The organism is Bifidobacterium asteroides, from assembly GCF_030758775.1.
Taxonomy (GTDB): domain Bacteria; phylum Actinomycetota; class Actinomycetes; order Actinomycetales; family Bifidobacteriaceae; genus Bombiscardovia; species Bombiscardovia kimbladii.
On record NZ_CP132384.1, the window covers coordinates 1 to 26,417 of the forward strand.

General features: G+C 61.5%; 15 protein-coding genes, 1 rRNA gene and 1 pseudogene. 12 read left to right on the top strand and 5 right to left on the bottom strand.

Going from position 1 to position 26,417, the window contains the following annotated elements:
• The 8 genes from dnaA to RAM15_RS00040 all read left to right on the top strand — a co-directional run bounded on the left by dnaA (window position 1) and on the right by RAM15_RS00040 (window position 12,039).
• Entirely contained in the window at window positions 1-1,746 is a 1,746-nt protein-coding gene (dnaA, locus tag RAM15_RS00005; RefSeq protein ID WP_306221541.1) for a chromosomal replication initiator protein DnaA, read from the top strand.
• A 414-nt stretch (window positions 1,747-2,160) separates the two neighbouring features.
• Window positions 2,161-3,285, top strand: a complete 1,125-nt coding sequence (gene dnaN / locus RAM15_RS00010) for a DNA polymerase III subunit beta (RefSeq protein WP_306221543.1) — start codon at window positions 2,161-2,163, stop codon at window positions 3,283-3,285.
• Window positions 3,286-3,314: 29 nt separating this feature from the next.
• Window positions 3,315-4,577, top strand: coding sequence for a DNA replication/repair protein RecF (recF, locus tag RAM15_RS00015; RefSeq protein ID WP_306221544.1), 1,263 nt, complete (start codon window positions 3,315-3,317; stop codon window positions 4,575-4,577).
• Between the two features lie 8 nt (window positions 4,578-4,585).
• On the top strand, window positions 4,586-5,071 hold the full coding sequence (locus tag RAM15_RS00020; RefSeq protein ID WP_372338658.1) for a DUF721 domain-containing protein: 486 nt from the start codon (window positions 4,586-4,588) through the stop codon (window positions 5,069-5,071).
• Between the two features lie 292 nt (window positions 5,072-5,363).
• The gene (gene gyrB, locus RAM15_RS00025; protein ID WP_216476353.1) at window positions 5,364-7,403 is read left to right on the top strand and encodes a DNA topoisomerase (ATP-hydrolyzing) subunit B; all 2,040 of its coding nucleotides are present in this window, start codon (window positions 5,364-5,366) and stop codon (window positions 7,401-7,403) included.
• 43 nt (window positions 7,404-7,446) lie between these two features.
• Entirely contained in the window at window positions 7,447-10,164 is a 2,718-nt protein-coding gene (gyrA, locus tag RAM15_RS00030; RefSeq protein ID WP_024627119.1) for a DNA gyrase subunit A, read from the top strand.
• 104 nt (window positions 10,165-10,268) lie between these two features.
• On the top strand, window positions 10,269-10,868 hold the full coding sequence (locus RAM15_RS00035; RefSeq protein WP_306221547.1) for a DUF3566 domain-containing protein: 600 nt from the start codon (window positions 10,269-10,271) through the stop codon (window positions 10,866-10,868).
• Between the two features lie 58 nt (window positions 10,869-10,926).
• Window positions 10,927-12,039 (top strand): VanZ family protein, encoded by a 1,113-nt coding sequence (locus RAM15_RS00040; RefSeq protein ID WP_306221548.1) that lies wholly within the window; start codon window positions 10,927-10,929, stop codon window positions 12,037-12,039.
• Here the strand turns inward: RAM15_RS00040 and RAM15_RS00045 are convergent.
• Window positions 12,009-12,938, bottom strand: coding sequence for a DMT family transporter (locus RAM15_RS00045; protein WP_306221549.1), 930 nt, complete (start codon window positions 12,936-12,938; stop codon window positions 12,009-12,011). The genes RAM15_RS00040 and RAM15_RS00045 overlap by 31 nt on opposite strands.
• A 269-nt stretch (window positions 12,939-13,207) precedes the next feature.
• On the opposite strand from RAM15_RS00045, the pseudogene RAM15_RS00050 reads away from it, so the two are divergent.
• Together RAM15_RS00050 and RAM15_RS00055 are read left to right on the top strand one after the other, a co-directional pair.
• Window positions 13,208-13,771: pseudogene (locus RAM15_RS00050) on the top strand (LytR/AlgR family response regulator transcription factor); the annotation flags it as partial.
• Between the two features lie 96 nt (window positions 13,772-13,867).
• On the top strand, window positions 13,868-15,235 hold the full coding sequence (locus tag RAM15_RS00055) for a sensor histidine kinase (RefSeq protein ID WP_306222278.1): 1,368 nt from the start codon (window positions 13,868-13,870) through the stop codon (window positions 15,233-15,235).
• Here RAM15_RS00055 and RAM15_RS00060 read toward each other — a convergent pair.
• From RAM15_RS00060 to RAM15_RS00075, 4 genes are all read right to left on the bottom strand, one after another.
• A complete protein-coding gene (locus tag RAM15_RS00060) occupies window positions 15,199-16,248 on the bottom strand; it encodes a glycosyltransferase family 2 protein (protein ID WP_306221550.1) in 1,050 nt (349 codons plus the stop codon). The two genes, RAM15_RS00055 and RAM15_RS00060, sit on opposite strands and share 37 nt — an antisense overlap.
• A gap of 175 nt (window positions 16,249-16,423) precedes the next feature.
• Window positions 16,424-17,095 carry a hypothetical protein gene (locus RAM15_RS00065; protein ID WP_197071114.1) on the bottom strand — a complete coding sequence of 224 codons (672 nt, stop codon included), beginning with the start codon at window positions 17,093-17,095 and terminating at the stop codon, window positions 16,424-16,426.
• Complete coding sequence (locus tag RAM15_RS00070) at window positions 17,088-19,517, bottom strand: glycoside hydrolase family 3 C-terminal domain-containing protein (protein ID WP_306221551.1); 2,430 nt, start codon at window positions 19,515-19,517, stop codon at window positions 17,088-17,090. The genes RAM15_RS00065 and RAM15_RS00070 overlap by 8 nt, the downstream gene beginning before the upstream one ends.
• 244 nt (window positions 19,518-19,761) lie before the next feature.
• Complete coding sequence (locus RAM15_RS00075; protein WP_306221552.1) at window positions 19,762-22,749, bottom strand: glycoside hydrolase family 3 protein; 2,988 nt, start codon at window positions 22,747-22,749, stop codon at window positions 19,762-19,764.
• 566 nt (window positions 22,750-23,315) lie between these two features.
• On the opposite strand from RAM15_RS00075, the gene RAM15_RS00080 reads away from it, so the two are divergent.
• Both RAM15_RS00080 and RAM15_RS00085 read left to right on the top strand, forming a co-directional pair.
• Entirely contained in the window at window positions 23,316-24,152 is an 837-nt protein-coding gene (locus RAM15_RS00080) for an alpha/beta fold hydrolase (RefSeq protein WP_306221553.1), read from the top strand.
• A gap of 525 nt (window positions 24,153-24,677) precedes the next feature.
• Window positions 24,678-26,202 (top strand): 16S ribosomal RNA (locus RAM15_RS00085).
• Window positions 26,203-26,417 lie beyond the last annotated feature (215 nt).

Consider the following 26,417-nt stretch of genomic DNA (forward strand, 5'->3'; position numbering starts at 1 on the left):
ATGGCGCAGGATCCGCTGGATGCCGCTGCCCAGGCCAAGAGAATCTGGGATGCGGTCCTGCAGGTGCTCCGCTACAGCAGTTCGCTGACCTCCAGGGACAAGGGCTGGCTTGAAGACATCACCCCCGAGGCGGTCTTCGGCACCACCATCGTTCTGCGTGTCTCCTCCAAGGCCACCCAGGAAGCTATTCAGGGACCGCTCAGCCAGCCTGTCCTCAGCGCATTGCAACTGGTCACCAATCAGGAAATGTTCCCGGCCATCAAAATCGTCTACCCTGAGCAGATGGCCAAGCAGATGGCTGCCGACCAACAGAACGACCAACGCGCATCCGCCATGGCTGGCTCCGCCCCGGGAAGCGGCGAGTTCCGTCAGGTCCCCGGCCCAGCCCACGATCCATACGGCGACTACCAGCGCCAGAACAGCACCGGCCGATCCTCCTCCGACACAGAGACCCGTTCAAATTGGAGGCCTGAGACCGCAGGGACCGCCAAAACCCCGATCGTCTCGGCCAATGATTTCCATCAGGGCACCTACGTGCCCATGACTTTGGACATGCAGGCCGAGCTGTCCGAGTCCTCCCCTGCTACAAGGTCCACGGCCAGCGCCGATGCCGATCAGCAGGCCGAGGCCGAGCGGACAACGTCGCGGCCCGCTTTTACCGTGCCTCGCTTCCCCATGAGCCAGAACCGGGTGGAGCGCGATCCGCAGACTCATCTGAACAAGAACGCCACTTTCGATACCTTTGTCCCAGGCGACTCCAACCGCTTCGCGCGGACCGTGGCCCTGGCCGTGGCCGAAGGCTCGGGCCAGGACTTCAATCCCCTGTGCATCTATGGCAGCTCAGGTCTGGGCAAGACCCATCTGCTCAACGCCATTGGCAACTATGCCCTGGTTAAGGATCCTTCGCTCAAGGTCCGGTACGTCAACTCGGAGGAATTCACCAACGAGTTCATCGACGCCCTGCAGAACTCAACCCAAGGCTCGGGCCAGATCGCAGAATTCAACCGCCGCTACCGGCAGGTGGATGTGCTCCTTATCGATGACATCCAGTTCCTGGGGGGCAAGGAAGCCACCCTGGACCAGTTCTTCCACACCTTCAATGCCCTGCACGACGCCAACAAGCGCATCGTCATCGCCTCGGACGTGGCCCCCAAGAATCTGAAAGGCTTCGAATCGCGACTGATCTCGCGCTTCGACTCGGGCCTGACCGTGGACGTCAAGCCGCCAGACCGGGAGACCCGGGTGGCCATCCTGAGAATGATGGCCTCCATGAACGGGGTCAGCATTCCCAACGAGGTCCTGGATCTGATCGCGGAACGCTTCACCGAGAACATCCGAGAGCTTGAGGGGGCTCTGACTCGTGTCACAGCCGTGGCCAGCCTCAATAACCAGCCAGTCACCACGGCCTTGGCTGAACAGACCCTGCAGGACTTCTTCTCCACGGACGTAGAAATCAAGCCCACCGACATCATCTCCCAGGTGGCCAAGTACTTCCATCTGACCTTTGACGATATCGTCGGCCGTACGCGCACCAAGAACATCGCCCTGGCCCGCCAGATCGCCATGTATCTGGCCCGGGAAATGACCAGCATGTCCTTGGTAGACATTGGCGAGGTCTTCGGCGGCCGCGACCATACCACAGTCATGCATGCCTATACGCGCATCTCCAATGAGATGCAGGAAAAGCGGGAGATTTACAACTACGTCATGGAGCTGACGGTCCGGCTCAAGCAGCCTCAGAACTGATGCGACACGCAGGAACCGGTGTGGATCGACAGAAAAAGATATCCACCTGTTTATCCCCAGATGTGGGCAAACCTTGGGAATAACCCACCGATTTTCCGGGGACAAGTGGTGGATCTTTAGCGAATAACCACCATACTTTTGTGGATAACTCAGCAAAAATCCGCCCTTGTGGATAATTTGGCTTTTTAGTCACATCGATCTCACCACTTATCCACAGCACCTGGGTGAGGTATATCCACCGCATTGCAAGGATTTGGAAACTTATCCACACCATCCACCGGGCTTATTACGATGACTCTATGTATATTTATGCAACAGTCATCGTCATATTCAAGCACACTTCCTCACTCCAACCACATCCCCTGGCCTATTCGATAGAATGAGTCCAGTTCATTCATCGACAAGAAGGCTCCCATGAAAGTAGAAGTGAATTCATCCGCACTCTCGGATGCGGTGGCTTGGACCACCCGCATCATCCCCTCCCGACCGGCTTCGCCGATTCTGGCGGGCGTGAGAATGGAAGCCTCTGACGGAACATTGAAGCTCTCTGCTTTCGATTACGAGGTTTCGGCGAGAAACCACATCGAGGCAGGCATCGACGAATCCGGAACGGCTCTGGTATTGGGCAAACTTCTAGCGGACATCACTAAATCACTGCCCTCGGAGAAGACCTACCTATCAACCGAGGGATCCAAGATGACCATCACTTCGGGCAAATCCACTTTTTCCCTGCAGCTGATGCCTGACAGCGAGTATCCCGACCTTCCTGCCGTTCCCGAACCCATGGGCCAGGTGGATGCTGAGACCTTTATCCAATCCATCTCCCAATCCATCGTCGCTGTTTCCCGGGAAGAAAGCCGGCCAGTCCTGACTAGCGTAAAAACCGAAATCGCTGGGGACAAGGTGGTCATGACCGCCACTGACCGTTTCAGGCTGTCCCGTTCGAGCTTCACTTGGACTCCTCGCGACGCCGACTTCTCCGCATCGATGCTGATCCGCGGTTCTCTGCTGCGGGACATCGCCCGCTCCCTCGACGAGCACCAGAACGTGACCATGGATTACGAGGCTGACAACCCCACCATCATGGGCGTGGAAAACGCCGGCAAGATATCCACCACCCAGCTGATTGACGGGGAATTTCCGGCCGTGGACCGTCTCTTTTCGGACGAGTACCCCATCCAGGCGGTCATCGCCCGGCAGGATCTGATCGACGCCATCAAGCGCGTGGCCCTGGTTGCCGAACGCAATGCCCCCATTCGCATGGTCTTCTCCGGCAACGAGGTGACACTGAGCGCAGGCACGGCTGACGAGGCACAGGCCCATGAGGTTCTGCAGGCGGATCTGGATGGCGAAGACATCACGGTGGCCTTCAATCCCAGCTATCTGATCGACGGGCTGGGCGCCATCGCCGAGCCCTTTGTCCGTATCAAAATGACCTCGGCGGTCAAGGCCGTGGAGTTCAACGGCCAGCAGGAGCAGGATTCCGAGGAGTCCATGGACTACCGTTACCTGCTGGTGCCCATGCGTTTCAACAACTGACACCCGGGCAGGTTCGAGGAACGATCGCCGTGCACATCTCCCGTCTGGTTCTGGATCACTTCCGTTCCTGGGAGCACTGCGTCCTCGATCTGGAGCCCGGAGTGACCATTCTGGAGGGACGCAACGGCCTGGGCAAGACCAACCTGGTCGAGGCCATCGAGGTTCTGTCCACCGGCGGCAGCCATAGGGCCTCATCCTCGCTGCCCCTGGTAGAGCGTGGGCAGTCCAAGGCCACTGTCAGGGCCAGGCTGGAGCAGGACGGGACCGCCACCGACTATGAGCTGACCATTGCCGCCAAGGGGGCCAACCGGGGAAGAATCAACGGCGGGCCTTCCCTCTATCAGCGTGACCTGGTGGGCCGGGTGCCCTGCGTGACCTTCAGCCCCGAGGATCAGCTGATGGTCTCCGGAGAGCCGGCAGCCAGGCGTGCCGTGCTGGACCAGGCCGGCAGCCAGCTCGATGCCGACTACTTCCAGGTTCGGCAGGATTTTCGCCATGTGGCCAGGCAGCGCGCCGCCCTGCTCAAGCAGCTCTCCCAGGCGGGCCGCGACCCCTCGGGTGACGGGCGTGACGCAGCCCTGTCCGGCCTAGAGGTATGGACTGGGCAGTTTATTCGCACGGGGCTGGATCTGAGCCGACGACGGGCGGCTCTGGTAGAGGCTCTGGACCAGCCCTTCAGTGATCTGTATGGTCGGCTGGCAGGCCCTGATCAGGATGCTCGATTGACCTACCGGCCCTCCCTGGAGGAGATAGGACCCGATGGGCAGACCGGTCCCGAGGTCGCCGAAGCCGTCAGTCGTCACTTTCAGCGGATATACCCGGGAGAAGTGGCCCGGGGCACCAATCTGATCGGCCCCCAGCGCGATGATCTGGCCTTCACCCTCAACGGCATGCCTGCCAGGGAGTTCGCCTCCAACGGTGAGATGTGGACCCTGGCCCTGGCTCTGAGGCTGGCTCTGCTGCAGGTGGTCAAGGATCGTCGCGCCCTGGAGCCGATCGTCATTCTGGATGATGTCTTCGCCCAGTTGGATCGGGGCCGCAGGGATCAGATCCTGGACTTTGCCCGCCAGCAGGACCAGGTGCTGATCACTGTGGCCGCCGACAGCGATATCCCCTCCCTGCAGGGTGCCAGCTTGGTGGATGTGTCCAGGTTGAGGCCTGTGCAACCATCCGATCCGGCCGCTCAGGATCCGGCCATCGCCAGTGCCATGCAGGATCTGCGTCGAACCAGAGGGACGGCTCATGACGACTCGGATACGAAGGATGTGCCAGAGGGGAACGACCTGTCATGAAGGCGCCCATGGTTGAGGCTCTGCACCTGGACCAGCGTCGATTGCCGGCCCTGGTCTTCGAGGGTTGCACACGACGGGCGGCCACTCGTCGGCAGCGGGAGGACAACTCCCGCAAGGCCTGGTATGCATTCGGAAAGCCAGGCCGTGACCCAGCCAAACTGGGAGGAGTGGTGACCAGCCTGGCTGCCGGGAGCGGGTGGACCAGCCATCTGAAGGTGGCCCGGCTGCGCAACCAGTGGGACAGTGTGGTGGGCCCCGGCATCGCAGCTCATTCGAGAGTGGTCTCCTACCGGGAGTGCGTGCTGACCATCCAGGCGCAGACCACAGTCTGGGCCACCCAGCTGACCTACCTGGTCCCCCAGCTCAAGGCGACCATTGTCAAGCGGCTGGGCATGCCGGTCAAGCAGATCCGGGTGACCGGCCCCCACAACTACAGCTTTCGCCGTTCACGGTTCGATCCGCCGGGCCGAGGCGTGCGCGACACCTACGGGTGAGCCCATAATCTGCGGATACCGTCTTCCCAGCTTTCTGTCAGCCTAAAGTCCCCTAGCGCTGGTAATCTATAGGTTATAGGGTCAAACGCTTCCAAGGCCCCTTTATGGACGATTTGGAACCTGGTGACCATGACTCGATCCCCCGCTCGACCACGAACGGAAGCTGCTTTGTCGTCAGTGGGCGACCATGGGGGTGCAGAAAGGACTATCCGTGGCAGATCTCAACACTGACCCGTCCCGGACCCCGCAAGAGGGCCGGGAGCATGAGGAGGACAAGCCTCAGGATGACGGCATGACGGGCCAGGATCAGCTGGACGACGCGCAGCTGGATGACTCGCTCTCCCCCGAACACTATGACGCCAGCGATCTGAAAGTGCTGGAGGGGCTGGAGGCTGTTCGCGTCCGTCCCGGTATGTACATCGGTTCTACAGGTCCCAGGGGCCTGCATCATCTGGTCTACGAGATCGTCGACAACTCGGTCGACGAAGCCCTGGCCGGGTACGCTGACCATATTGAAGTCACCATCCTGCCCGACAACGGCATCCGGGTGGACGACAACGGCCGTGGCATACCTGTGGACGAGGTGCCGGGCGAGGGCAAGAGCGGCGTCGAGGTGGTCATGACCAAGCTGCATGCCGGCGGCAAGTTCGGCGGCGGCGGCTACGCGGTTTCAGGCGGCCTGCACGGCGTGGGCATATCCGTGGTGAACGCCCTGTCCACCCGGATCGACGTCCAGGTGCGCCGTCAGGGTTACCACTGGCATCAGAGCTTCCGCAATCAGAAGCCCACGGCTCCCCTATCCAAGGATCAGGCCATGGGGCCGGACGAGGGCACCGGCACCTCGGTGACCTTCTGGGCCGATCCCAAAATCTTCGAGACTACGGTCTACGACTTCGAGACTCTGCGCAGCCGTTTCCAGCAGATGGCCTTCCTCAACAAGGGCTTGAGAATCACCCTGACCGATCTGCGCCCCAACAACCAGGCCGGTGACGAGGTGGCGGGCGAGGAGCAGACCCCTGAGCAGAAGGGCCAGTCCGTCAGCTACCAGTATGCCAACGGCATCAAGGACTATGTGGACTATCTGGTCAAGGTCAGGAAGGCCACGCCTGTGGAGGCTGAGGTCATCGACTTCGAGGCCGAGGACCTGAAGCTGGGCATCTCCGCCGAGGTGGCTATGCAGTGGACCACCGCCTACTCGGAGTCGGTCCACACTTTCGCCAACACCATCGCGACCACCGAGGGCGGCACCCACGAAGAGGGGTTCCGTGCAGCTCTGACCAGCATGATCAACCGCTACGCCCGGGACAAGAACATCCTCAAGGACAAGGATGACAACCTCTCGGGCGATGACGTGCGCGAGGGGTTGACCGCCGTGGTCTCCGTCAAGCTGACCAATCCGCAGTTCGAGGGCCAGACCAAGACCAAGCTGGGCAACTCCGAGGCCAAGACCTTCGTCCAGCGGGTCATGACCGAGAGGCTGAGCGACTGGTTCGACGCCCACCCCGGCGAGGCCAAGTCCATCATCCAGAAGGCCATGGAGGCCTCCCGGGCCAGGATCGCGGCCAAGAAGGCCCGCGAGAACACCCGTCGCAAGTCCATCTTCGAGACGGCCGGCATGCCCGACAAGCTCAAGGACTGCCAGTCCAGCGACCCCGAGGAGTGCGAGCTGTTCATCGTGGAGGGCGACTCCGCAGGCGGCTCGGCCATCCAGGGGCGCAACCCCATGACCCAGGCCATCCTGCCCCTGCGCGGCAAGATCCTCAACACGGAGCGGGCCAGTCTGGACCGCATGATGAAGTCCGACACCATCGAATCCCTGATCACGGCTGTGGGCGGCGGATACGGCGAGGACTTCAACATCGACAAGGTGCGCTACCACAAGGTCATCATCATGGCCGACGCCGATGTGGACGGCGCCCACATCGCCACCCTGAATCTGACCCTCTTCTTCCGCTACATGCGGCCCATGATCGAGGCTGGCTACGTCTACGTGGCCATGCCCCCGCTCTACCGGCTCAAGTGGACCAAGGGGCCCCACAGCTTCGTCTACACCGACGCCGAGCGCGACAGGGTCCTGGCCGAGGGCAAGGCCTCCGGCCGACAGCTGCCCAAGGGCGAAGGGATCCAGCGTTACAAGGGTCTGGGCGAGATGAGCTACCAGGAGCTCTGGGAGACCACCATGGATCCGGATCACCGCATCCTCAAGAAGATCCGCATCGATGACGCTGAGCAGGCCGACGAGACCTTCACCATGCTCATGGGCGACGAGGTCGAACCTCGGCGTCTGTTCATCCAACGCAATGCCCACGACGCCCGCTTCATCGACGCCTGAGACGGAAGCCTCCCCTTTTCACCATTTGAGCTAAGGATCGATTTTGGCAGACGATAACAACAATGACAACAGCCCGGACCAGGACGGCCTCAACCTGCCCGACGGGTCCCGCGAGCCGCTCAGCCCCCAGGAGATGGACAACACCGATTACGGCCTCCTTAAGGGCGAGCGGATTCAGCCCATCGACCTCCAGCAGGAGATGCGGGAATCCTACCTGTCCTACGCCCTGTCCGTGATCGTGGAGCGGGCCCTGCCCGATGTCCGCGACGGCATGAAGCCGGTCCACCGCAGGGTCATCTACGCCATGTACGACGGCGGATACCGGCCCGACCGCGGCTACAACAAGTGCTCGCGCGTGGTGGGCGACGTCATGGGCAAGTACCACCCCCATGGCGATGCGGCCATCTATGACACCATAGTGCGTCTGGCTCAGTCCTGGTCCATGCGCTACCCGCTGGTGGACGGCCAGGGCAACTTCGGCTCCCCCGGCGACGACCCGGCGGCCGCCATGAGGTACACCGAGTGCCGTATGGCCCCCCTGGCCATGGAGATGGTGCGCGACATCGACAAGGACACGGTCGATTTCATCCCCAACTACGACGGGAAAACCCAGGAGCCTACGGTTCTGCCCTCCCGCTTCCCCAACCTGCTGGTCAATGGATCAGCCGGCATCGCCGTGGGCATGGCCACCAACATCCCTCCGCACAACCTGCGCGAGGTATCCAAGGGCGTGCACTGGGCACTGGAGCATCCCGAGGCCTCCAAGGAGGAGCTGCTCAACGCCCTGATCGCCATCATCAAGGGACCGGACTTCCCTACCGGCGCCACCATTCTGGGCCACAAGGGCATCGAGCAGGCCTACCGGACCGGACGCGGCCTGATCACCATGCGGGCCGTGGTCAACACCGAGGAGATCCGCGGAAGGATGTGCCTGGTGGTCACCGAGCTGCCCTACCAGGTCAACCCCGACCGGCTGGCCTCCTCCATCCGCGAGGCGGTGCGCGACGGCAAGATTCAAGGTATCGCCGACATGCGCGATGAGACCTCGGGCCGTACCGGCCAGCGCCTGGTCCTGGTGCTCAAGCGCGATGCCGTGCCCAAGGTGGTCCTCAACAACCTTTACAAGCACACCCAGCTGCAGCAGACCTTCGGGGCCAACATGCTGGCCCTGGTGGACGGGGTCCCCAGGACCCTGAGCCTGGACGCCTTCATCCGCCACTGGGTGGACCACCAGCTGGATGTGGTCGAGCGGCGCACCCGCTATCTGAAGCGGGAAGCCGAGGATCGCGACCACATCCTGCAGGGGTATCTGAAGGCCCTGGACATGATCGACCAGGTCATCGCCCTGATCCGCGCCTCCAAGGACGTGGAGACGGCCCGCACTGGCCTGATGGAGCTGCTGGATGTGGACGAGGTCCAGGCCGATGCCATCCTGGCCATGCAGCTGCGCCGTCTGGCCGCCCTGGAACGGCAGAAGATCCTGGACGAGCATGAGGATCTCATGCGCAAGATCGCCGACTACAACGATATTTTGGCCCACCCCGAGCGCCAGCGCACCATCGTGGGCGATGAGCTGGACGAGATCGTCGACAAGTACGGTGACGAGCGGAGGACCCGGATCGTCCCCTACTCAGGCGAGATGAACGTGGAGGACCTGATCGCCGACGAGCAGGTGGTGGTCACCGTCACCCACTCCGGCTTCGTCAAGCGGACCAAGGCCGACGAGTACCGGGCCCAGCACCGTGGCGGCAAGGGCATCCGCGGAGCCAGGCTGCGCGAGGACGACGTGGTGGACCACTTCTTCCTGACCAGCACCCACAACTGGCTGCTCTTCTTCACTAACAAGGGCCGGGTGTATCGGCTCAAGGCCTATGAGCTGCCTGAGGGTTCCCGCGACTCCAAGGGACAGCATGTAGCCAATCTGCTCCAGCTGGGCCCGGGCGAGCGGATCGAACAGGTCCTCTCCCTGCACGACTATGACGATGCCGACTATCTGGTCCTGGCCACCCGGACCGGACGGGTCAAGAAGACCCGCCTGACCGAGTATGATTCGCCCCGCCAGGGCGGCCTGATCGCCGTGCGGCTGATGGAGCTGGGCACCGTCACCGACGAGGACGGGCAAGAGGTCCCCCAGAGCGATGAGCTGGTGGGTGCCGCCCTCTGCAATGCCGACGATGAGATCATCCTGGTCTCCCGCAAGGGCATGAGCGTGCGCTTCCCGGCCGACGACTCCACCCTGCGGCCCATGGGACGGCAGACCGCCGGCGTCCAAGGCATGCGGTTCCGCCCCGGCGATGAACTGCTGAGCATGGACGTGATCGCCAAGGAGTCCGGGAATGATCTGCTGGTGGTCACCGATGAAGGCTTTGCCAAGCGGACTGCCCTGAGCGAGTACCGCCTGCAGGGCCGCAACGGCTACGGCGTCAAGGCCATTGCCATGGTGGAGGGCCGGGGATCCCTGGTCGGCGCCCTGGTGGTGAACGAGGACGATCAGATCATGGCCATCATGAAGTCCGGCAAGGTCATCCGCTCCGATGTGGCCGAGGTCAAGCGGACCGGCCGCAACACCCAGGGAGTCACTCTGGCCAAGCCCGATAAGGGCGATGAGATCCTCTCCATCGCCCGCAATGCCGAGCGTGACGACCAGGAGGAGAATGGCGGTCAGGCTGACTTGGCTCCTGCCGCTCCCCTGGCGGCCAAGGATCAGCCCATCGCCACCACCGGAACCGGCGACGGCCAAGGTCTGGCCCAAGAGGACTGAGCAGGTCCGCTACCAGTCTGACAAGACTGGTAGCCTCGTAAGAAGTTGTGCAGGTCCTGCGGCGGTGTGCGCGGACTGGTGAATGCAAGGATCAAGGAGTGCCCATGAGCCAGGATGATCAGAAGCAGGCCAAGGCCGGTACCGGTAAGAAGGGTACAGCAAAGCCTAAAACCGGCAAGACCAAGGCTGATGAATCCGAAAAGGGCGAGTCCCGCCAACCCTCATCGGCCACTCCCCCGGCTTCTGCTGCCGGCCGGACGGCAGCAGGGCGCTCCGCAAGAACCACAGCTTCGGCTGCCGCTCCGGTCAAAGCCCCTTCGACAACGCGTCCTCACGTGCCTCGGGCCCGGCGCATGCAGCTGTCCTTGACCCGGTTGGAACCTTGGTCGGTGGCCAAGGTCACCTTCCTGCTGTCCATCGCCGGGGCCATCATTCAGGTGGTGGCCGCCGCCCTGCTCTGGATTCTGCTCAACGCTATGGGGCTCTTTGACAATCTGACCCAGGTCATCTCCAAGACAGGCCTGGATGCGGGTGGTTTCGACCTGGGCCAGGTGCTGAGCCTGGGGACGGTCCTGAGCTCGGTGACCATTTTCTCTATCTTCGAGATCGTCATAGTAGTGGCTCTGGTCACCATTTTCGCCTTTCTCTACAACCTGGTCAGCTCCCTGGTTGGCGGCATCCACATAACCCTGGGCGACGACTGAGCTCTTCGTTGGCGCAGTCAATCGGTCGATAGCCTTAAGCGCGATTTAAACTGGAATTGTGCTCTCGACATACCTGGACTACTTCAGCGGCTCCTTCGGCATATCTCTGGTCTTTTGGCCCCTGGCCTCGTTGATCCTGACCCTGCCCATTCTTGCCCTGATCTACAACCGCTATCACCGGCTCCGGTTGACAGCAGCCATGGCGGCCTACCTGACCGTCTTATATCTGCTGGCCCTGGTCTTCTTCACCCTCTGGCCCATGCCCGACGACCGTGCCGCCTTCTGCGCCACCCATCATCTGACCCCCCAGCTCAACCCCCTGCAGTTCCTGACCGACCTGAGCACAGGCGGTCGGATGGCCATGTTGCAGATTCTGCTCAATGTGGCCTTCTTCCTGCCCCTGGGCTTCATCATGGGGCGGGTCTTCCGCTGGCGCTTCATCCTGGCCTTGCCGGTTGCCTTCCTGGTCTCCCTCTTCATCGAAACGGCCCAACTGACCGGGGTGTTCGGCATCGTGGGCTGCGCCTACCGTCTCTTCGACGTGGACGACCTGATCTGGAACACTTCAGGCGCTCTGATCGGCTACCTGGTGGCCATGGCGGCCAACAAGCTCGTTCCCACCCGTCAGGCTGACGCTGCCCAGCTGGTCACCAACCCCGGGTTCATACACCGTGCCGTCTCCCTGGCTCTGGATCTGCTTCTGGCCACCATCCTGTCCCTGTCTCTGGGGATGGGCGTGACCTATGCGGTCCATCGCCTGGGCACCTATCAGCTGGATGGTCACTACCGCTTTGGCGGATTGCTGATCGCCCCATCCGCTCTGGATGTGTTCGGGACCGTGGTGGATCTGGCCATGCTGCTGATCTTTGAACTGCTCATCCCCCTGCCCCGCCGGGGACGGACGCTGGGCGCCACCTTCACCCACATGACCGTCGAAACCAAGCAGCGGCATGGCTGGTCCCGCTTCCTCTTCTATCTGTTCCGGACCGCAGTCATCCTGGCCGTCTTCGGCCCCTGGACCGGCAAGGTTCAGACTGCGACGCGCATCCTGGCCCTGCTCCTGCTGGTCTTCTACCTGATCAAGCGGCAGATGCCCTACGACCTCTTGCCCGGAACAGCCTACCGGGAGGATCCGGCTGCTCAGGAATCCCTCGACAGCCGGCGGGGGTGAAGCCTGACCTCGGATAGGATGATGGCGGCGAAGATGATGGCGAAGCCCAGCAGATGGGTGGCCGTCAGCTCCTCGTGCAGGACCAGGACCGAGACCAGCATGCCGAACAGGCTCTCCGAGCACAGGATCAGCGAGCCCTGGGCGGCGGGGACCCTGGAGAAGGCGATGTTCTGAAAGTTCTGGGCCATCAGGGTCGAGATCAGCGTCAGATAAATCATGGAGCCCAGGGTCGAGGGTGTGAAGTCGGCCGCAGTGGGCAAGGGATCGAAGATCAGCGCGCAGACCAGGAAGAGAATGCCGCCGAAGAGCAGCTCCAGATAGGTCAGCGTGGGGGCGTCGAACTTCTTGGTCAGGAACCCGGTGATCACCAGGTTGATCCCGTAGAGCAGGGCGCCGGCCAGGGTCAGCAGGTCGCCGGTGCTCAGAGCCAGCCCCTGTCCCCCGCCCTGGGCCGGCAGCGAGATCAGAGCCACGCCCAGGATGCAGATGGCGGCCGCGACGAAGTGCCGCAGGGCCGGCCGTCGGCGGGCCATGATCCAGACCAGGAAGGGCACGAAGATGCAGTAGGTGGCCGTCAGGAAGGAGTTCCGGCCCGGAGCGATGGTGGTCAGCCCCATCATCTGCAGGCTGAAGGCCGCCCAGTAACTGACTCCCAGGATCAGTCCCGGCACCAGGGTATGTATGGCCCCGGTTCTGCGCAGCCTGGGCAGCAAAAAGGGTGTCATGATCACGATGGCGCAGAGGATGCGAATGCCCATCAGCCAGCGCACGGTCAGGGTCTCCATGGCAACCTTTTCGAAGGTGTATCCGGCTCCCCAGGCGGCCGCAGCCATCAGCAGCATCAGGCGGGCCAGCCAGGTGGAGGGTTTCCAAGACGAAGAGGGTGCGAAGGTAGACATGTTTCGACTCTAATCGTTCCCGCCCACAAGTGAGAATAGATTCGCAGCGTAAAAAAACGAGTGGTTCAAACTTGTTTGCTTTTTCCAAACCAACCCCTGTTTGTCGGCGTTCGGCTTCAGGCAAGCGGGGTCTGCCTTGCGGACATCTCCGATATCATTGAAGAACGGTGATAACGGCGGCCATGGGTCCTTGGCCGACGGGGTAAGGAGTGTGTGCCAGGATGATCAGAATCGCAGTGGTGGATGATGATTCCATCAGCTGTCGGACCATGGTCAATTACCTGAGCCGCTACCGCAAGGAACGTCAGGAAGAACTGACGGTCAGCGTCTTCACCGATGGCAAGGCTTTTGCGGATGGCTATCGACCCGTCTATGACATCCTCCTTCTGGACATTCAGATGACCCCCATGGACGGAATCGAAGTGGCCCGCAGGGTAAGAGCCCGTGACGAGTCGGTGGTCATCGTTTTCATCACCTCCGCCCCCCAGTACGCCATCAACGGCTATGAGGTGGGCGCTCTCTCCTACCTGCTCAAGCCCCTGCCCTGGTTCGCCTTCTCCCAGGAGCTGGACCGATCCATCGCCCAGGTGCGCGGTCGCGTGGACCTGTCCATCCTGATCACCGAGGGTGCCCGATCCACCAGGATCCCCCTCAAGGACATCGTCTTCATCGAATCCGTCCGCCACAGCAGCGTCATCCACACCTTGGATTCCTCACTGACCACGAACAGCACGCTGAAAAGCCTGGAGGGCCAGCTGGACCAGCGAGGGTTCTTCCGCTCCAACTCCTGTTACCTGGTCAACCTAGCCCATGTGATGGGCATGGAGGACCAGGACTGCATCATGTCTACCGGCCAGCGGCTGCGGGTCAGCCGACCCCGCAAGAACGGCCTTCATGACGGCTCTGACCGCCTATGTGGCAGGTCGGCCATGACCAGCACCCACATCCTCAATGCCCTGCCCGACATCCCCCGACTCTATACAGCCATCAGCGAGTGGCTGGGTTGCCTGGTCTATCTATTGGCTATTGGGGCAAGGACCTCACGCCTAAGAATGGTGGCTGTGCTTCTGCCCGGTCTGGCTGTGCTCATCGGGGTCCAATATTGGGCCGGCACCCTGCCTATCGCCTTCTGGATCATCAGCATGTGCCTGGCCGTGGCCTGCATGTATGCCATCATCATGCTGGCTTCGGGGTTGAGGGCGCTGGACGGGGCCTATCTGCTGGCCCGTGCCTTCGTCCTGGCCGAGCTGGTTGCCTCCCTGCACTGGCAGCTGGACTCCTTCATGCGTCCTTCCAGCCACAGCCTGTACGACCCGGCCTCCTTGATCCTGCTGGTGCTGATTTATGGCGGTGTAGGACTGCTGGCCTGGGTGGCGGAACGGCGCAACTTCGCCGATGCCCAGCCTTCTGTGCCAGGACGCAGCGTCTTCATAGCCGCAGTCATCGCTGTGGTTACCTTCGCCATGTCCAACCTGAGTTTCGTTTCCACCAACACCCCCTTCTCCGGTCGGGTCGGCCTGGAGGTCTTCTACATCCGTACCCTGGTGGACCTGTGCGGCTTCGCCATGCTCTACGCCCAGCAGGAACAGCTGCGGGAGAGCCATACCAGCGCCGAGCTGGCCTCCATCAACGCCCGGGCTTACAGCCAGCATCGGGAGTACATGCGGTCCAAGGAAAATCTGGAGGCCATGGGCAGGCTCGCCCACGACCTCAAGCATCAGATCGCCGCCCTGCGCTCGCAGATGGACCCTGAGCGCAAGTCCCAGGATTTCGAGGAGCTGGAGGCTGCAGTCGGACGGTATGGGTCGCAGCAGCACACCGGCAACCCCATCCTGGACGTGGTCATGTCAACCAAGGAGCGCATATGCTCCGAAGAGGGGATCACCCTGACCATGGTGGCCGACGGCTCCCTCTTGGAGGGGATGTCTCCAATGGACATCTCCACCCTCTTCGGCAACGCCTTGGACAACGCCATTGAGGCTTTGAGGAAGGTCAAGGAATCCGACCGCCGCCTGATCAAGGTGGCCCTGTATGCACGGGGACAATTCGTGGTGATTCGCATTGAAAACTATTTTGTATCGCCTCTGAATTGGAAGGGCAATGGCGAGCTGGCCACCACCAAGACCAGGACTGAGGATGGCCTGCATGGCTACGGGGTCAAATCCATCCGGCACATAGCCCATCGCTACCAGGGCGAGATGACCCTGCGCACCGAGCATCACTGGTTCAGCCTCTGCGTGCTCCTGCCGCGGGTGGGCGATCAGTTGAAGCCCATGGCGGCTTCGGCGGCCTTGTAACCCAGCCGGATGGCCAAGCGGCCCGGCCTGCCCGGCATGTTGATCATCCTGCAGAGCAGGGTGGAGCGCACGTCGGAGGCGATGACGGGGGAGCGGTGCTCCAGCCTTCGCCAGAGCATGTCCTTGTTCCGGTAGTTGCTGGGCTTGCGTGAAAGAATCAGGAAGACCGAGGTCACCACGCAGTTAATGGACAGATAGTGGATCATATAACGATAAAGTCCACGGGGAACCGTCCCCGGGTCAGGCGTGGAATCCGCCATGAGCCCGTTGACCAGCAGCAGTTGCGAGACCCGGGCGATCATGATCGAGGTCTGCACTGACTGGCCTTGACGGCCGGTGTGATAGCGGTAGAAATTCGTGTCCAGGTAGAGCAGGGTGTGCACCCAGGGCAGGGGCTGATAGGAGTAGATGAAGTCCACGTAATAGGTGTGCTCGGGCAGATGGGTGTGAGCCTGGCGGAGCACCTCGGTGCGCAGGATCAGGGCATGCATGATCATGTACTGGGCCAGCCCGAACCGCCGCAGATGGTTCCAGTCCAGCACCCGTCCCGGATCCATGACGCTGCGGAAGTTGATGACCCGCTTATGTCTGCGGCCTTCCTTTTCGTAGACGTAGTTGGTGACCACCATGTCCACCGGATTCGTACGTTGTGACTGGTCGCGCAGCTGGTCCAGGACCAGACTCAGGGAAGTCGGGTCCACCCAGTCGTCGGCGTCGACCACCTTGACATAGCGGCCCCGGGCGGCTGCCAGGCCGGTGTTGACCGCGCCGCCGTGGCCCTTGTTGGTCTGGCTGATCAGACGGACAGTGTGCGGATGGCGTGCCTGATATGACTGCACTACCTGCGCTGTGGCATCGGTGGATCCGTCATCGACCACGATGACCTCCAGGTCCTCCCCCTCCCGGCTCAGGAGCGAATCCAGGCAGGTCGGCAGATGCTGGGCCATGTTGTAGGCGGGGACGATGAAGGTGAGAACGGGCGGGCTCGTAGAGGCCGGTCGGTCAACTGTCATGAACGATCACTTCGCAAAAGAATGGGTCGGCGGGCATGTCGGCGGGGTTGCCGTAATCCCGTCGGCGGCCGTTGTATGCGACCACTGTACATGATGGGTTTGAGGAAAAGGCCCCGCCCCTCTGGCTGCCGATGCATGCCGGTTCATTGGCGGCCGGGGGAGTGGGGCCGGAATTTTACTGGGCGCTCGCCTCGGATTCGGTGGGCTCCTGACGGAAGATGACCTTGAAGATGGGGAAGAAGACCCAGAAGGAGATGGCCGAGTTGATGATCATAGTGACCAGATCAGCAATGGTGGTCCCCAGGCTGCCCCAGTTCAGGGTGTGCTGGAAGAAGCCGTATATGGGATCCTTGTACCAGCCCTGCAGCGCCGCCGCTATGATGGTGATGATCACGTAGGCCACCAGGTACCAGAAGGCCGCTTTCCAGACCGAGGAGTTGGACTTGAAGGTGATGTTGCGCTGGAGGAAGAAGTTGATGATCTGGGCGATCAGCAGGGTGATCTCCACCGCAAGGAAGTAGGCCAGGCCGCCCCCGCCGCCGTGGCCGATGGACCCGGCCGCGTAGTCGAACAGGTAGTAGGGCTTGCCGCCGACGGTCCCCATGCGCCAGATCTGGAAGTTGGTGCCCACTAGGGAGGTGCCGTTGAAGATGGCCTTGAGCACGGGCATGAGCACCAGCTGCAGGACGGTGACCCCGTTGGACAGGATGAAGAAGACGATGAACTGGGCCAGGGTGGTGTGCCGGTCGCTGAACCGCCGCCACCAGCGCACGATCGCCCACTGTGAGGCTGTTGTCGCTTTCCCCTGGGCCGGCTGTCCGGCCTGCTGGCTGTGCTGATCACTCATGATTGAGCTCCTTTCCGGTCCTGCGGTTGGCGGACATGTTCCTGAAGAATCCGGCGATGAATCCGCCCAGCCCCCTCCATAGGTGGCCGTTGGGGATGCGGACGATGGCTTCGACCATGGCCGTGTCAATCAGCCCGTTGGTCATCTTGGCCATGGCCCTGGGAGGCATGTTGAGCAGGAAGAGGGTGTTCAGGTCGGGGTTGCCGGTCTTGGCCTCGTGGCGGCTCTCGCTCTTGGCTAGGAAGTTGGCCACGAACCTGGCCAGGGCGCTTCTTGAGTCCTTCCAGGACGAGAGCGGATCATTGGCGCCGAAGGTGCTGACGGCGCCCTGTCGGACCACTGGGTGGCCGAAGAGCGCTGTCACAGCGGCATCGTCTACTTCCTTGACCCGGCCGGTCAGGTAGGCGCCCAAGGCAGGGTCGGGACTCTGCGGATCGACGGTGCCTTGGACTCTCAGGTGCCCGCTCAGCTCCATCTTGCGTGCGTCGGATCCGATCATGATGGTCCAGTCGCCGGACTCGACCTGCCAGGAGTTGCTGGCCGTATCGAAGTGCCGGAAGGTCGTCTGGTCGAAGTCGATGCGGACCTGGGTTGACTGGCCGGCCTCCAGGCTGACCTTTTTGAAGCCCTTCAGTTCGCGGACTGGCCTGAGCACGCCACCCTTGGGCGCCTGGACGTAGAGCTGGGGAACAGTGGCCCCCTGCCTGTCTGAGTCGTTGGTCAGGGTGAAGGTGACTCCCTTGTCGTCCACGGTCAGATCGGCGTAGGCGAAGTGTGCATAAGACAGGCCGTATCCGAAGGGGAAGCGTTCCTCCACGTCGGCGGTCAGGTAGTAGCGGTAGCCGACGAAGGGGCCCTCCCGGTAGATGGACTCGTGCGCGGGGTCGGGGTACCAGTCGGCGCTGGGGCAGTCGGCATAGGACTTGGGCCAGGTTTCCGCCAGGTGGCCGGAGGGGTTGACCCGGCCGGTCAGGATGTTCAGGGTGGCTGAGGCTCCAGCCTGTCCGGACAGTCCTATGTAGAGGACGGCATCGCACTGGTCGATCCAGTCGGTGGTGACGGGGGAGCCCGCCACCAGGACGACCACCAGGGGCTTGTCCGTCGCACCCAGCGCCTTGATCAGGTCGACCTGGTTGCCGGGAATGTCCATATGGGAACGGTCCAGACCCTCGGATTCACTGCGCTCATCCAGGCCCACGCAGGCGACAATCACGTCAGCCTGGCCAGCCGCAGCCACGGCCTGGTCGATCAAAGACCGGTTTTTCTCGCCATGGCGTTCGTAGCCCTGGCTGTAGGAGGCCAGCTCCAGTCCGTCGCCGTTGCCCTGCCTGAGCAGGTCCAGCATGCTCTCCTGCTTGGCTGCGTTGACCTTTGAGGATCCGGATCCTTGGAACCTTGCGGTTTTGGCCATATCCCCGACCAGGGCGACCCGGGTGCCGGCGGCCAGTGGCAGGCGTCCCTCCCGGTTGACCAGAAGGACGGCGGATCCCTCGGCGATGCTCCTCGCCACCTGATGATGGTCCCGTATCTGGTCTGCGGTCAGGTTCCCATCGGGGTCCATGTCAGAGTGGTAGGTCAGCTTGGCCAGCCGTGCCACCTCTTCGGCCCGGGCGTTTAGGTCGGCTTCGTCCAGGCGGCCCTCCTGCACGGCCTTGGCGACCTGTCGGACGGAGTCATATCCGGCCTGGGGCATCTCCAGGGAGGAGCCATTGGCGGCTGCGGCGACCGCGCTGTTGGAGCCGCCCCAATCCGAGACCACCATGCCGTCGAAGCCCCACTCTTTGCGCAGGATGTCCTTGAGCAGGTGGGGATTCTCGTTGGCATAGGTGCCGTTGACCATGTTGTATGAGGTCATGATGGCCCAGGGGTGGGCCTGGCGCACAGCAATCTCGAATCCGGTCAGATAGAGTTCGCGCATGGTGCGCTCGTCCACCACGGAGTCGGATGCCTGACGGCGCAGCTCCTGGCTGTTCATGGCGAAATGCTTGGGGGTGGCGGCCACGCCCTGGGACTGGATGCCCTCGATCAGGCCTGCAGCCATGTGACCGGCCACCTGGGGGTCTTCGGAATAGTATTCAAAGTTTCTGCCGCACAGGGGATTGCGCTTGATGTTCATGCCCGGACCCAGGACCATGTTGACGCCCAGGCTCCTGGCCTCGTTGCCCAGCGCCTGGCCCATGGTTTTGGCCAGCTCCGGGTCCCATGAGCAGGCCACCGTGCCGGCTGTGGGGAAGCAGGTGGCGGGCTTGGACTTGCCCATGCCCAGGTTGTCCCCTGATCCGGTCTGGCGGCGCAGACCGTGCGGTCCGTCGCTCAGGACCATGCTCGGGATGCCCGCCCTCTTCAAGGCACGGGTCGCCCAGGTGGATTTTCCGGAGAGCAGCGATGCCCGTTCCAGAACTGTCAGATCCTTGACTTCCATAGTGTTCCCTCTCTGTGACGGGGGCCGATCCTGCTGCGGGAACCCTCGTTGCTTCCACAATCGGCCTCGGACTGGTACTGAATTTCATTATTCCCCGACTGCCGAGGCCTGCTCGGGCGGGTTGCATAACCTGTTGTTTTCCTGGCATGAATGCTGCCTGGGCGCCAACGGGTGTGTCGATCCGCTCCTTGGCGGACGGTGCATAGGTCCGTCTGCCAAGGAGCAAATCAACAGAGATGGAGGATCAGGCCGTCGGCCCTTGGTCGGAGCTGTCCTCGGACGGCGTGGTCTCCATGCTGGCCGGATCCTGGGCGCGGGTCTGCCGGGCGTCGTCCGCCAGATCGCTCAGGGTGCCCACGTCGACAGCGCTGCGCCGTGCCTTGAACCTTCTGAAGGCCAGGTACTCCAAGGCCAGGAAGATCAGGGCCAGCACAACCAGTGCCACATAGAGGGCGATCTGCCAGGCCGGGGTCTGCACCTTGGGGTCGCCATTGGCGTACTTGTAGCCGTGCACGACCGTATAGAGGATGTTGTGGCTGGCCTGGCGCATGGCCTTGACCGAGGTGGCGCTCTTGTCCTTGACGTGGTTGGTCACCTCGGTGGTGGCCAGCATGGCGTCGTTCCCGTTGCGGATCAACTGGTCGGCGTTCTGGTAACCATAGACGCCGAAGTAGTCGGTCAGAACCATGCCGCGGAAGCCCCACTCACCGCGCAGCACATCCTGCATCAGCGGCGCATAGGCGGCCACGTAGGTGGTGCCGATGTAGTTGAAGGAGCTCATGGCAGCCTGGGCGCCGCCCTTGACTACAGCAGCCTGGAATGGCTTCAGGTAGATCTCGCGGATGGTCTGCTCGTTGGCCCAGGTGGCCAGCATGTTGGTACGGTTGGTCTCCTGGTCGTTCATGGCGAAGTGCTTCATGAAGGCGTAGACGCCCTTGGACCTGGCTGCCGCGACCTCGTTGGATCCCATGACCGCATTGATTTCGGGGTCTTCGGAGAAGTACTCGAAGTTACGTCCGGAGAAGGCGCTGCGGTGGATGTTGAAAGCTGGCGCATACCAGCCGGAGACATCCATGTCATGGGCCATGGTGCCGATCATCTCGCCGTAGCGGGTGGCCAGACCGGGGTTCCAGGTGCAGGCCAGGGAGGTGGATGAGGGGAAGCCCAGGGATCCGACCTTGGTGAAGTTGTTGTTCAGGGCGGCGGGGCCATCGGCGTCGGTGAGCTCGATCTTGCCGATGCCCTTGACGGCCTGGGTACCATAGCCGCTCATGGCGATCAGGCTGTCCATATCCTTGACGCTGAGCTGGTCCAGCAGCTTGTCCCACATGGGGTCGTCGTACTTCTTGTCACGCAGCTGGTAGAGCTTGACGTTGTTCTTGGCGCCTGTCGTGGGCATCTTGTCACTGTCTTTGTCGAACTTCTTGGGGTCGTAGTTGCTGTTGTTGTAGAAGTGGGCCTTGGCCTCCTCGGGCATCTCGGTGCTCTTGGGTGCCGCCACAGCATCAGCATAGTTGGCGAAGTGGTTGGCCCTGGACAGATAGGTCACCGTGCCCTTGGCATCGTCGAACCTGTTGGTGGCCGCGACCTTGTCGACGGAGCGGGGATTGCTCTTGTCATAGGTGACCGTATGGGCGATGTTGACCGTGTCGGACTGGATCGGACGGTGGGAGTCGGAACGGATGGAGATGCCGTAGTCGCCCTGGTCCAGCACGTAGGCCTTGGCATGGTCGGCATCATAGGAGGCCATGTCCTCGTCCTTGAAGCTCACCGGGATGGTCTGGCTCTTGCCGGGATCCAGGATCCTGGTCTTCTTGAAGGAGATCAGGTTGGCGCTGGCCTTCTCGATGCCCCCGTTGGTGTAGGGAGGCTCGAAGTAGGTCTGGACCGTGTCGCGGCCGGCCTTGGCGCCGGTGTTGGTGACGGTCACATCGAAGGAGATCTTCCCGTCAGCATGATGGATCGGTCCCATCTTCTGGCTGAAGGCGGTGTATGACAGGCCGTATCCGAAGGGGTACTGGACCATCTGGTCGTAGTTGATCAGGCCTTCCTTGGCTGCAGTCTCCCAGAAGCGGTAGCCCACGTAAATGCCCTCGTTGTAGTCCACGAAGGTAGGCGTACTGGTTTCGGGCTTGCCGGTGAACCCGGTGAAGGTGGCCTTGTGGTCGTCCATATTGGTGTAGGTGAATGAGCCGAAGTTGTTGTAGGTCGGCGTCTTGGTCAGATCGCGCACGAAGGTGTCGGAGGTCTTGCCCGAGGGGTTGACCTTGCCTTTCAGGACCTCGCCCAGGGCGGTGAAGCCGGCCTGGCCCGGGGGCGGGCACCAGAGGACGGACTTGATCTGAGGGTATTGACCCACGAAGTTCAGGTTGAAGGTGTTGGCGCCGTTGTAGACCAGAACCACCTTGTCGAAGGAGCTGGTGACCTTGGCGATCATGTCGCTCTCGGGCTTGGACAGCTCCAGGAAGCTCTGGCCCTGCTTGAAGTCCGGGTTGGCCTTGTCGTTGTCGTGATAGGTGATGTCCTTGGCCTTCATGTCCTTCGGCAGGTCGGCGCCCTCGCCGCCCACTCGGCCGATGACCACTACAGCGGTGTCGGAGAACTGCTTGGCGTCATCCATGAGCTTGCTGGTGTACTTGTCGGCCGTGGGCTCGGGCAGGGTCCAATCCTGGGCGAACATCTCGACCTTGGGGCGGTCCGCACGGTACTTGGTATAGAAGTCGCTCAATTCCTTGTTGGTCTTCAGACCGGCTGAGGAGATGCCGTCGAGCAGGCTGGTGGTGGGGTTGTCAGCCGACATGGAGCCGGAGCCTGTGCCGCCGTAGACGGGGTTAGTCGAGGCCCAGCCGAAGACATTGACCTTGTCGGACTTCAGGGGGAGCGTCCCGTCTGAATTCTGCAGCATGGTGACGGACTCACGCTGGATGTCCTTGGCCAGGTTCCGGGCTGCGGTAACGGTCGCCGGCTGCAGCTCGTGCTTGCTGGTGGACTTGGTGATCAGGTTGGACAAGGGTCCCAGGAGCATGGTCGCCAGGGCTGCGACGACAGCCACGAAGGCCACCAGCCAGGACTGGGAGTGAATCATCTTTCGGTTGGCTACGTTTTTGACGGTGTGCTTGTTCACGGCGATCGTGATCAGCAGGGCCAGTACCAGAAAGACGCCGATGACCACCAGCTGGGGTATCAGCGACTTGAGTACGGCGACCACATCGCTCAGATTGACACTGAACATGTTCGCTACTTTCCTCTGTTCTCTGCCGAAGCTTCACCCGGTCACGACTATGGACCGGTCACGCAGCAGACGGAGCATTTGAACTGTGGTCCGCCTCCTGGGTGGGCGAGCGACCTTCAGCTGCATCGACACGCCTTTATGCCACGGTTTCAGTTAATCATTTACTACGTGTTTCTGCGGCTGCGTATGCGCGAACTGTCAAATTTGCCGCATAACCTGACTTGTTTTGCGGTGTGTATTTGCGTGTGATGAGGACTGGTCCTCATCTGGTTTGGCTTGGCAGGACACATACGGAGCAGCTTGCTTTTACAGCGAACGGCAAACTGCCAGAACGGAGTCGTTCAGGATGGCGATGATGCCGGGAGACCCTTAAAGAAACGGATTTTATCGCAATTGAATGTTTCTGGTTCCGCACCTAGAGGGAGGGAGTGCCAGTGTGCAGCCATAAGGCGAGAGATAGATAAGGAGACAGATAAAATGACTATATGACTAGTCGTGCCGACGTAGTTCCCAGTCGCTCTCGCCCATATAGGACGCGGATCAATGGTGCGCGCTTTGTTTTCTCGATGAATCCGGCACCTCCTCGTGCTCCTATCATTCTTTACCTCCATGGTGGTCCGGGTGATGCCTGCATTCCGCTGACCATGCGCTACAACGCGGCCTTGGAGCGCGATTTCCGCTTCATCAACCTGGATCAGCGAGGCAGTGGACTGTCCTACCATCCTTTTGCGCCTGGCGAGGTAGTGACCATCGATTCGATGGTTGAGGATGTTCACCAGTTCGTGCTACAGCTTCTTCGCGCCTACGGGCAGGATTCCCTCATCCTCGTCGGTCATTCATGGGGCAGCGTCCTGGGACTGGAGATGGTGAAGCGGTATCCCTCGCTCGTTCGCTGCTACATCGGCCTTGGGCAGGTCGTCAGCATGCGCGCCGCTCTTCGGCTAAGACGGCATTGGGGGCAACAGAGTTTGGGCTCCCGGCTTGGTGCGATCGTCAGCAAGGAGAGCGGGGCTGCCGACATGGTGCTGATGATCGATGAGCTGCTGTCTCGTGGCGGGGTTGCCATGCTGTTCGGATCTCTGGGACGGATCATGACCTACCTGCGCTCGCCCTGCTACAACTGGTCGCGTCTGCTCAACCATGTCAAGGGGGTGGCTCAGTCCCGGGCGCGCTTGGACGCCGAGCTGGAGCAGGTCGATTTCAACGGGCAGACCTCTTTCGGGGCCCCTGTTTATTTCATCAGCGGCAAGTATGACCGTCATCTGCCAGGCAGTCTGGTTGAGCGGTTTGCTGATGGGCTGAAGAGCACGCATCGGTTCATCCGATTTGACCGGTCAGGGCACTGCCCACAGTGGGATGAGCCAGAACGGTTCGCAGCAACGGTTAAAGCCCTCTGCTTGTAGCGCCTGTGTAAGAAGGAACTGCAGCCTGGCTGCACGCACCCATCCGCATGGTGGAAATACCTCTTGCGAAGAACCGAATCTACTAATATGAGTCATTGAAGATATTGGTTTGAGCCTCGCTGAAGAGTGCGCGGGGCTCCTGGATAGGTGAAGGCCAATTGAGCGGGGCTTGGTCGGCAAAAACCGACACGCCGTAGAAACCGCGAAATCATTGGGTTCCACCGTAATTTCAGTATGCCAATTTGCGGGTCAACCCAAACTCGTGTAAGTTTACTTCTTGCTGCCCGGCAGTGATGAGAACTCTTCGGAGGGCTTGGAGCTGTTGGTGTGGTGGTGGTTTGAGAACTCAAGAGCGTGTTTGTGCTACTTATAGCTTTTTGATTGCCAGTCCGATGCCCGCCCGGCTGTTGTCGGGTACGTGGGAGCGTTGTGAGGGGTGTCGGGGTTTTTCGTGGGTTGGTTTCCTCCTTATGGAAGCTGGCCCGTCAATTTATTATGAGAGTCGTTTCGGCTTCTTCATGGTTTTTTGTGGAGGGTTTGATTCTGGCTCAGGATGAACGCTGGCGGCGTGCTTAACACATGCAAGTCGAACGGGATCCGCCAAGCTTGCTTGGCGGTGAGAGTGGCGAACGGGTGAGTAATGCGTGACCAACCTGCCCCGTGCTTCGGAATAGCTCCTGGAAACGGGTGGTAATGCCGGATGCTCCGCATCATCGCATGATGGTGCGGGAAAGGGTTTACCGGCATGGGATGGGGTCGCGTCCTATCAGCTTGTTGGCGGGGTGATGGCCTGCCAAGGCTTCGACGGGTAGCCGGCCTGAGAGGGCGACCGGCCACATTGGGACTGAGATACGGCCCAGACTCCTACGGGAGGCAGCAGTGGGGAATATTGCACAATGGGCGAAAGCCTGATGCAGCGACGCCGCGTGCGGGATGACGGCCTTCGGGTTGTAAACCGCTTTTGATTGGGAGCAAGCGAGAGTGAGTGTACCTTTCGAATAAGCACCGGCTAACTACGTGCCAGCAGCCGCGGTAATACGTAGGGTGCAAGCGTTATCCGGATTTATTGGGCGTAAAGAGCTCGTAGGCGGTTCGTCGCGTCTGGTGTGAAAGTCCATCGCTTAACGGTGGATCGGCGCCGGGTACGGGCGGACTGGAGTGCGGTAGGGGAGACTGGAATTCCCGGTGTAACGGTGGAATGTGTAGATATCGGGAAGAACACCGATGGCGAAGGCAGGTCTCTGGGCCGTCACTGACGCTGAGGAGCGAAAGCGTGGGGAGCGAACAGGATTAGATACCCTGGTAGTCCACGCCGTAAACGGTGGATGCTGGATGTGGGGCCCGTTCCACGGGTTCCGTGTCGGAGCTAACGCGTTAAGCATCCCGCCTGGGGAGTACGGCCGCAAGGCTAAAACTCAAAGAAATTGACGGGGGCCCGCACAAGCGGCGGAGCATGCGGATTAATTCGATGCAACGCGAAGAACCTTACCTGGGCTTGACATGTGCCGGACGGCCGCGGAGACGCGGCTTCCCTTCGGGGCCGGTTCACAGGTGGTGCATGGTCGTCGTCAGCTCGTGTCGTGAGATGTTGGGTCAAGTCCCGCAACGAGCGCAACCCTCGCCTCGTGTTGCCAGCACGTTATGGTGGGAACTCACGGGGGACCGCCGGGGTTAACCCGGAGGAAGGTGGGGATGACGTCAGATCATCATGCCCCTTACGTCCAGGGCTTCACGCATGCTACAATGGCCGGTACAACGGGATGCGACATGGTGACATGGAGCGGATCCCTGAAAACCGGTCTCAGTTCGGATCGGAGCCTGCAACCCGGCTCCGTGAAGGCGGAGTCGCTAGTAATCGCGGATCAGCAACGCCGCGGTGAATGCGTTCCCGGGCCTTGTACACACCGCCCGTCAAGTCATGAAAGTGGGCAGCACCCGAAGCCGGTGGCCCAACCCGTTTGGGGGGGAGCCGTCTAAGGTGAGGTCCGCGATTGGGACTAAGTCGTAACAAGGTAGCCGTACCGGAAGGTGCGGCTGGATCACCTCCTTTCTACGGAGATATGAGTGAAATCCCCCGCCTGTTTATGGGTCGTGGGGTCGTGTCCATGGGTCCGGCCGGTTGGTCGGATGGCGTGGGCGTGCTGGCGTGGAACGGTCGGAAGGCTGTGGCATGGATGCGCTGTTGGGTTCCCGGACCGCCACCTTGTTTTGGGTGGTGTTCCTGCCGCCCGTCGGGTTCCTGCATGGGGTGTTGCCCTGTGGCGG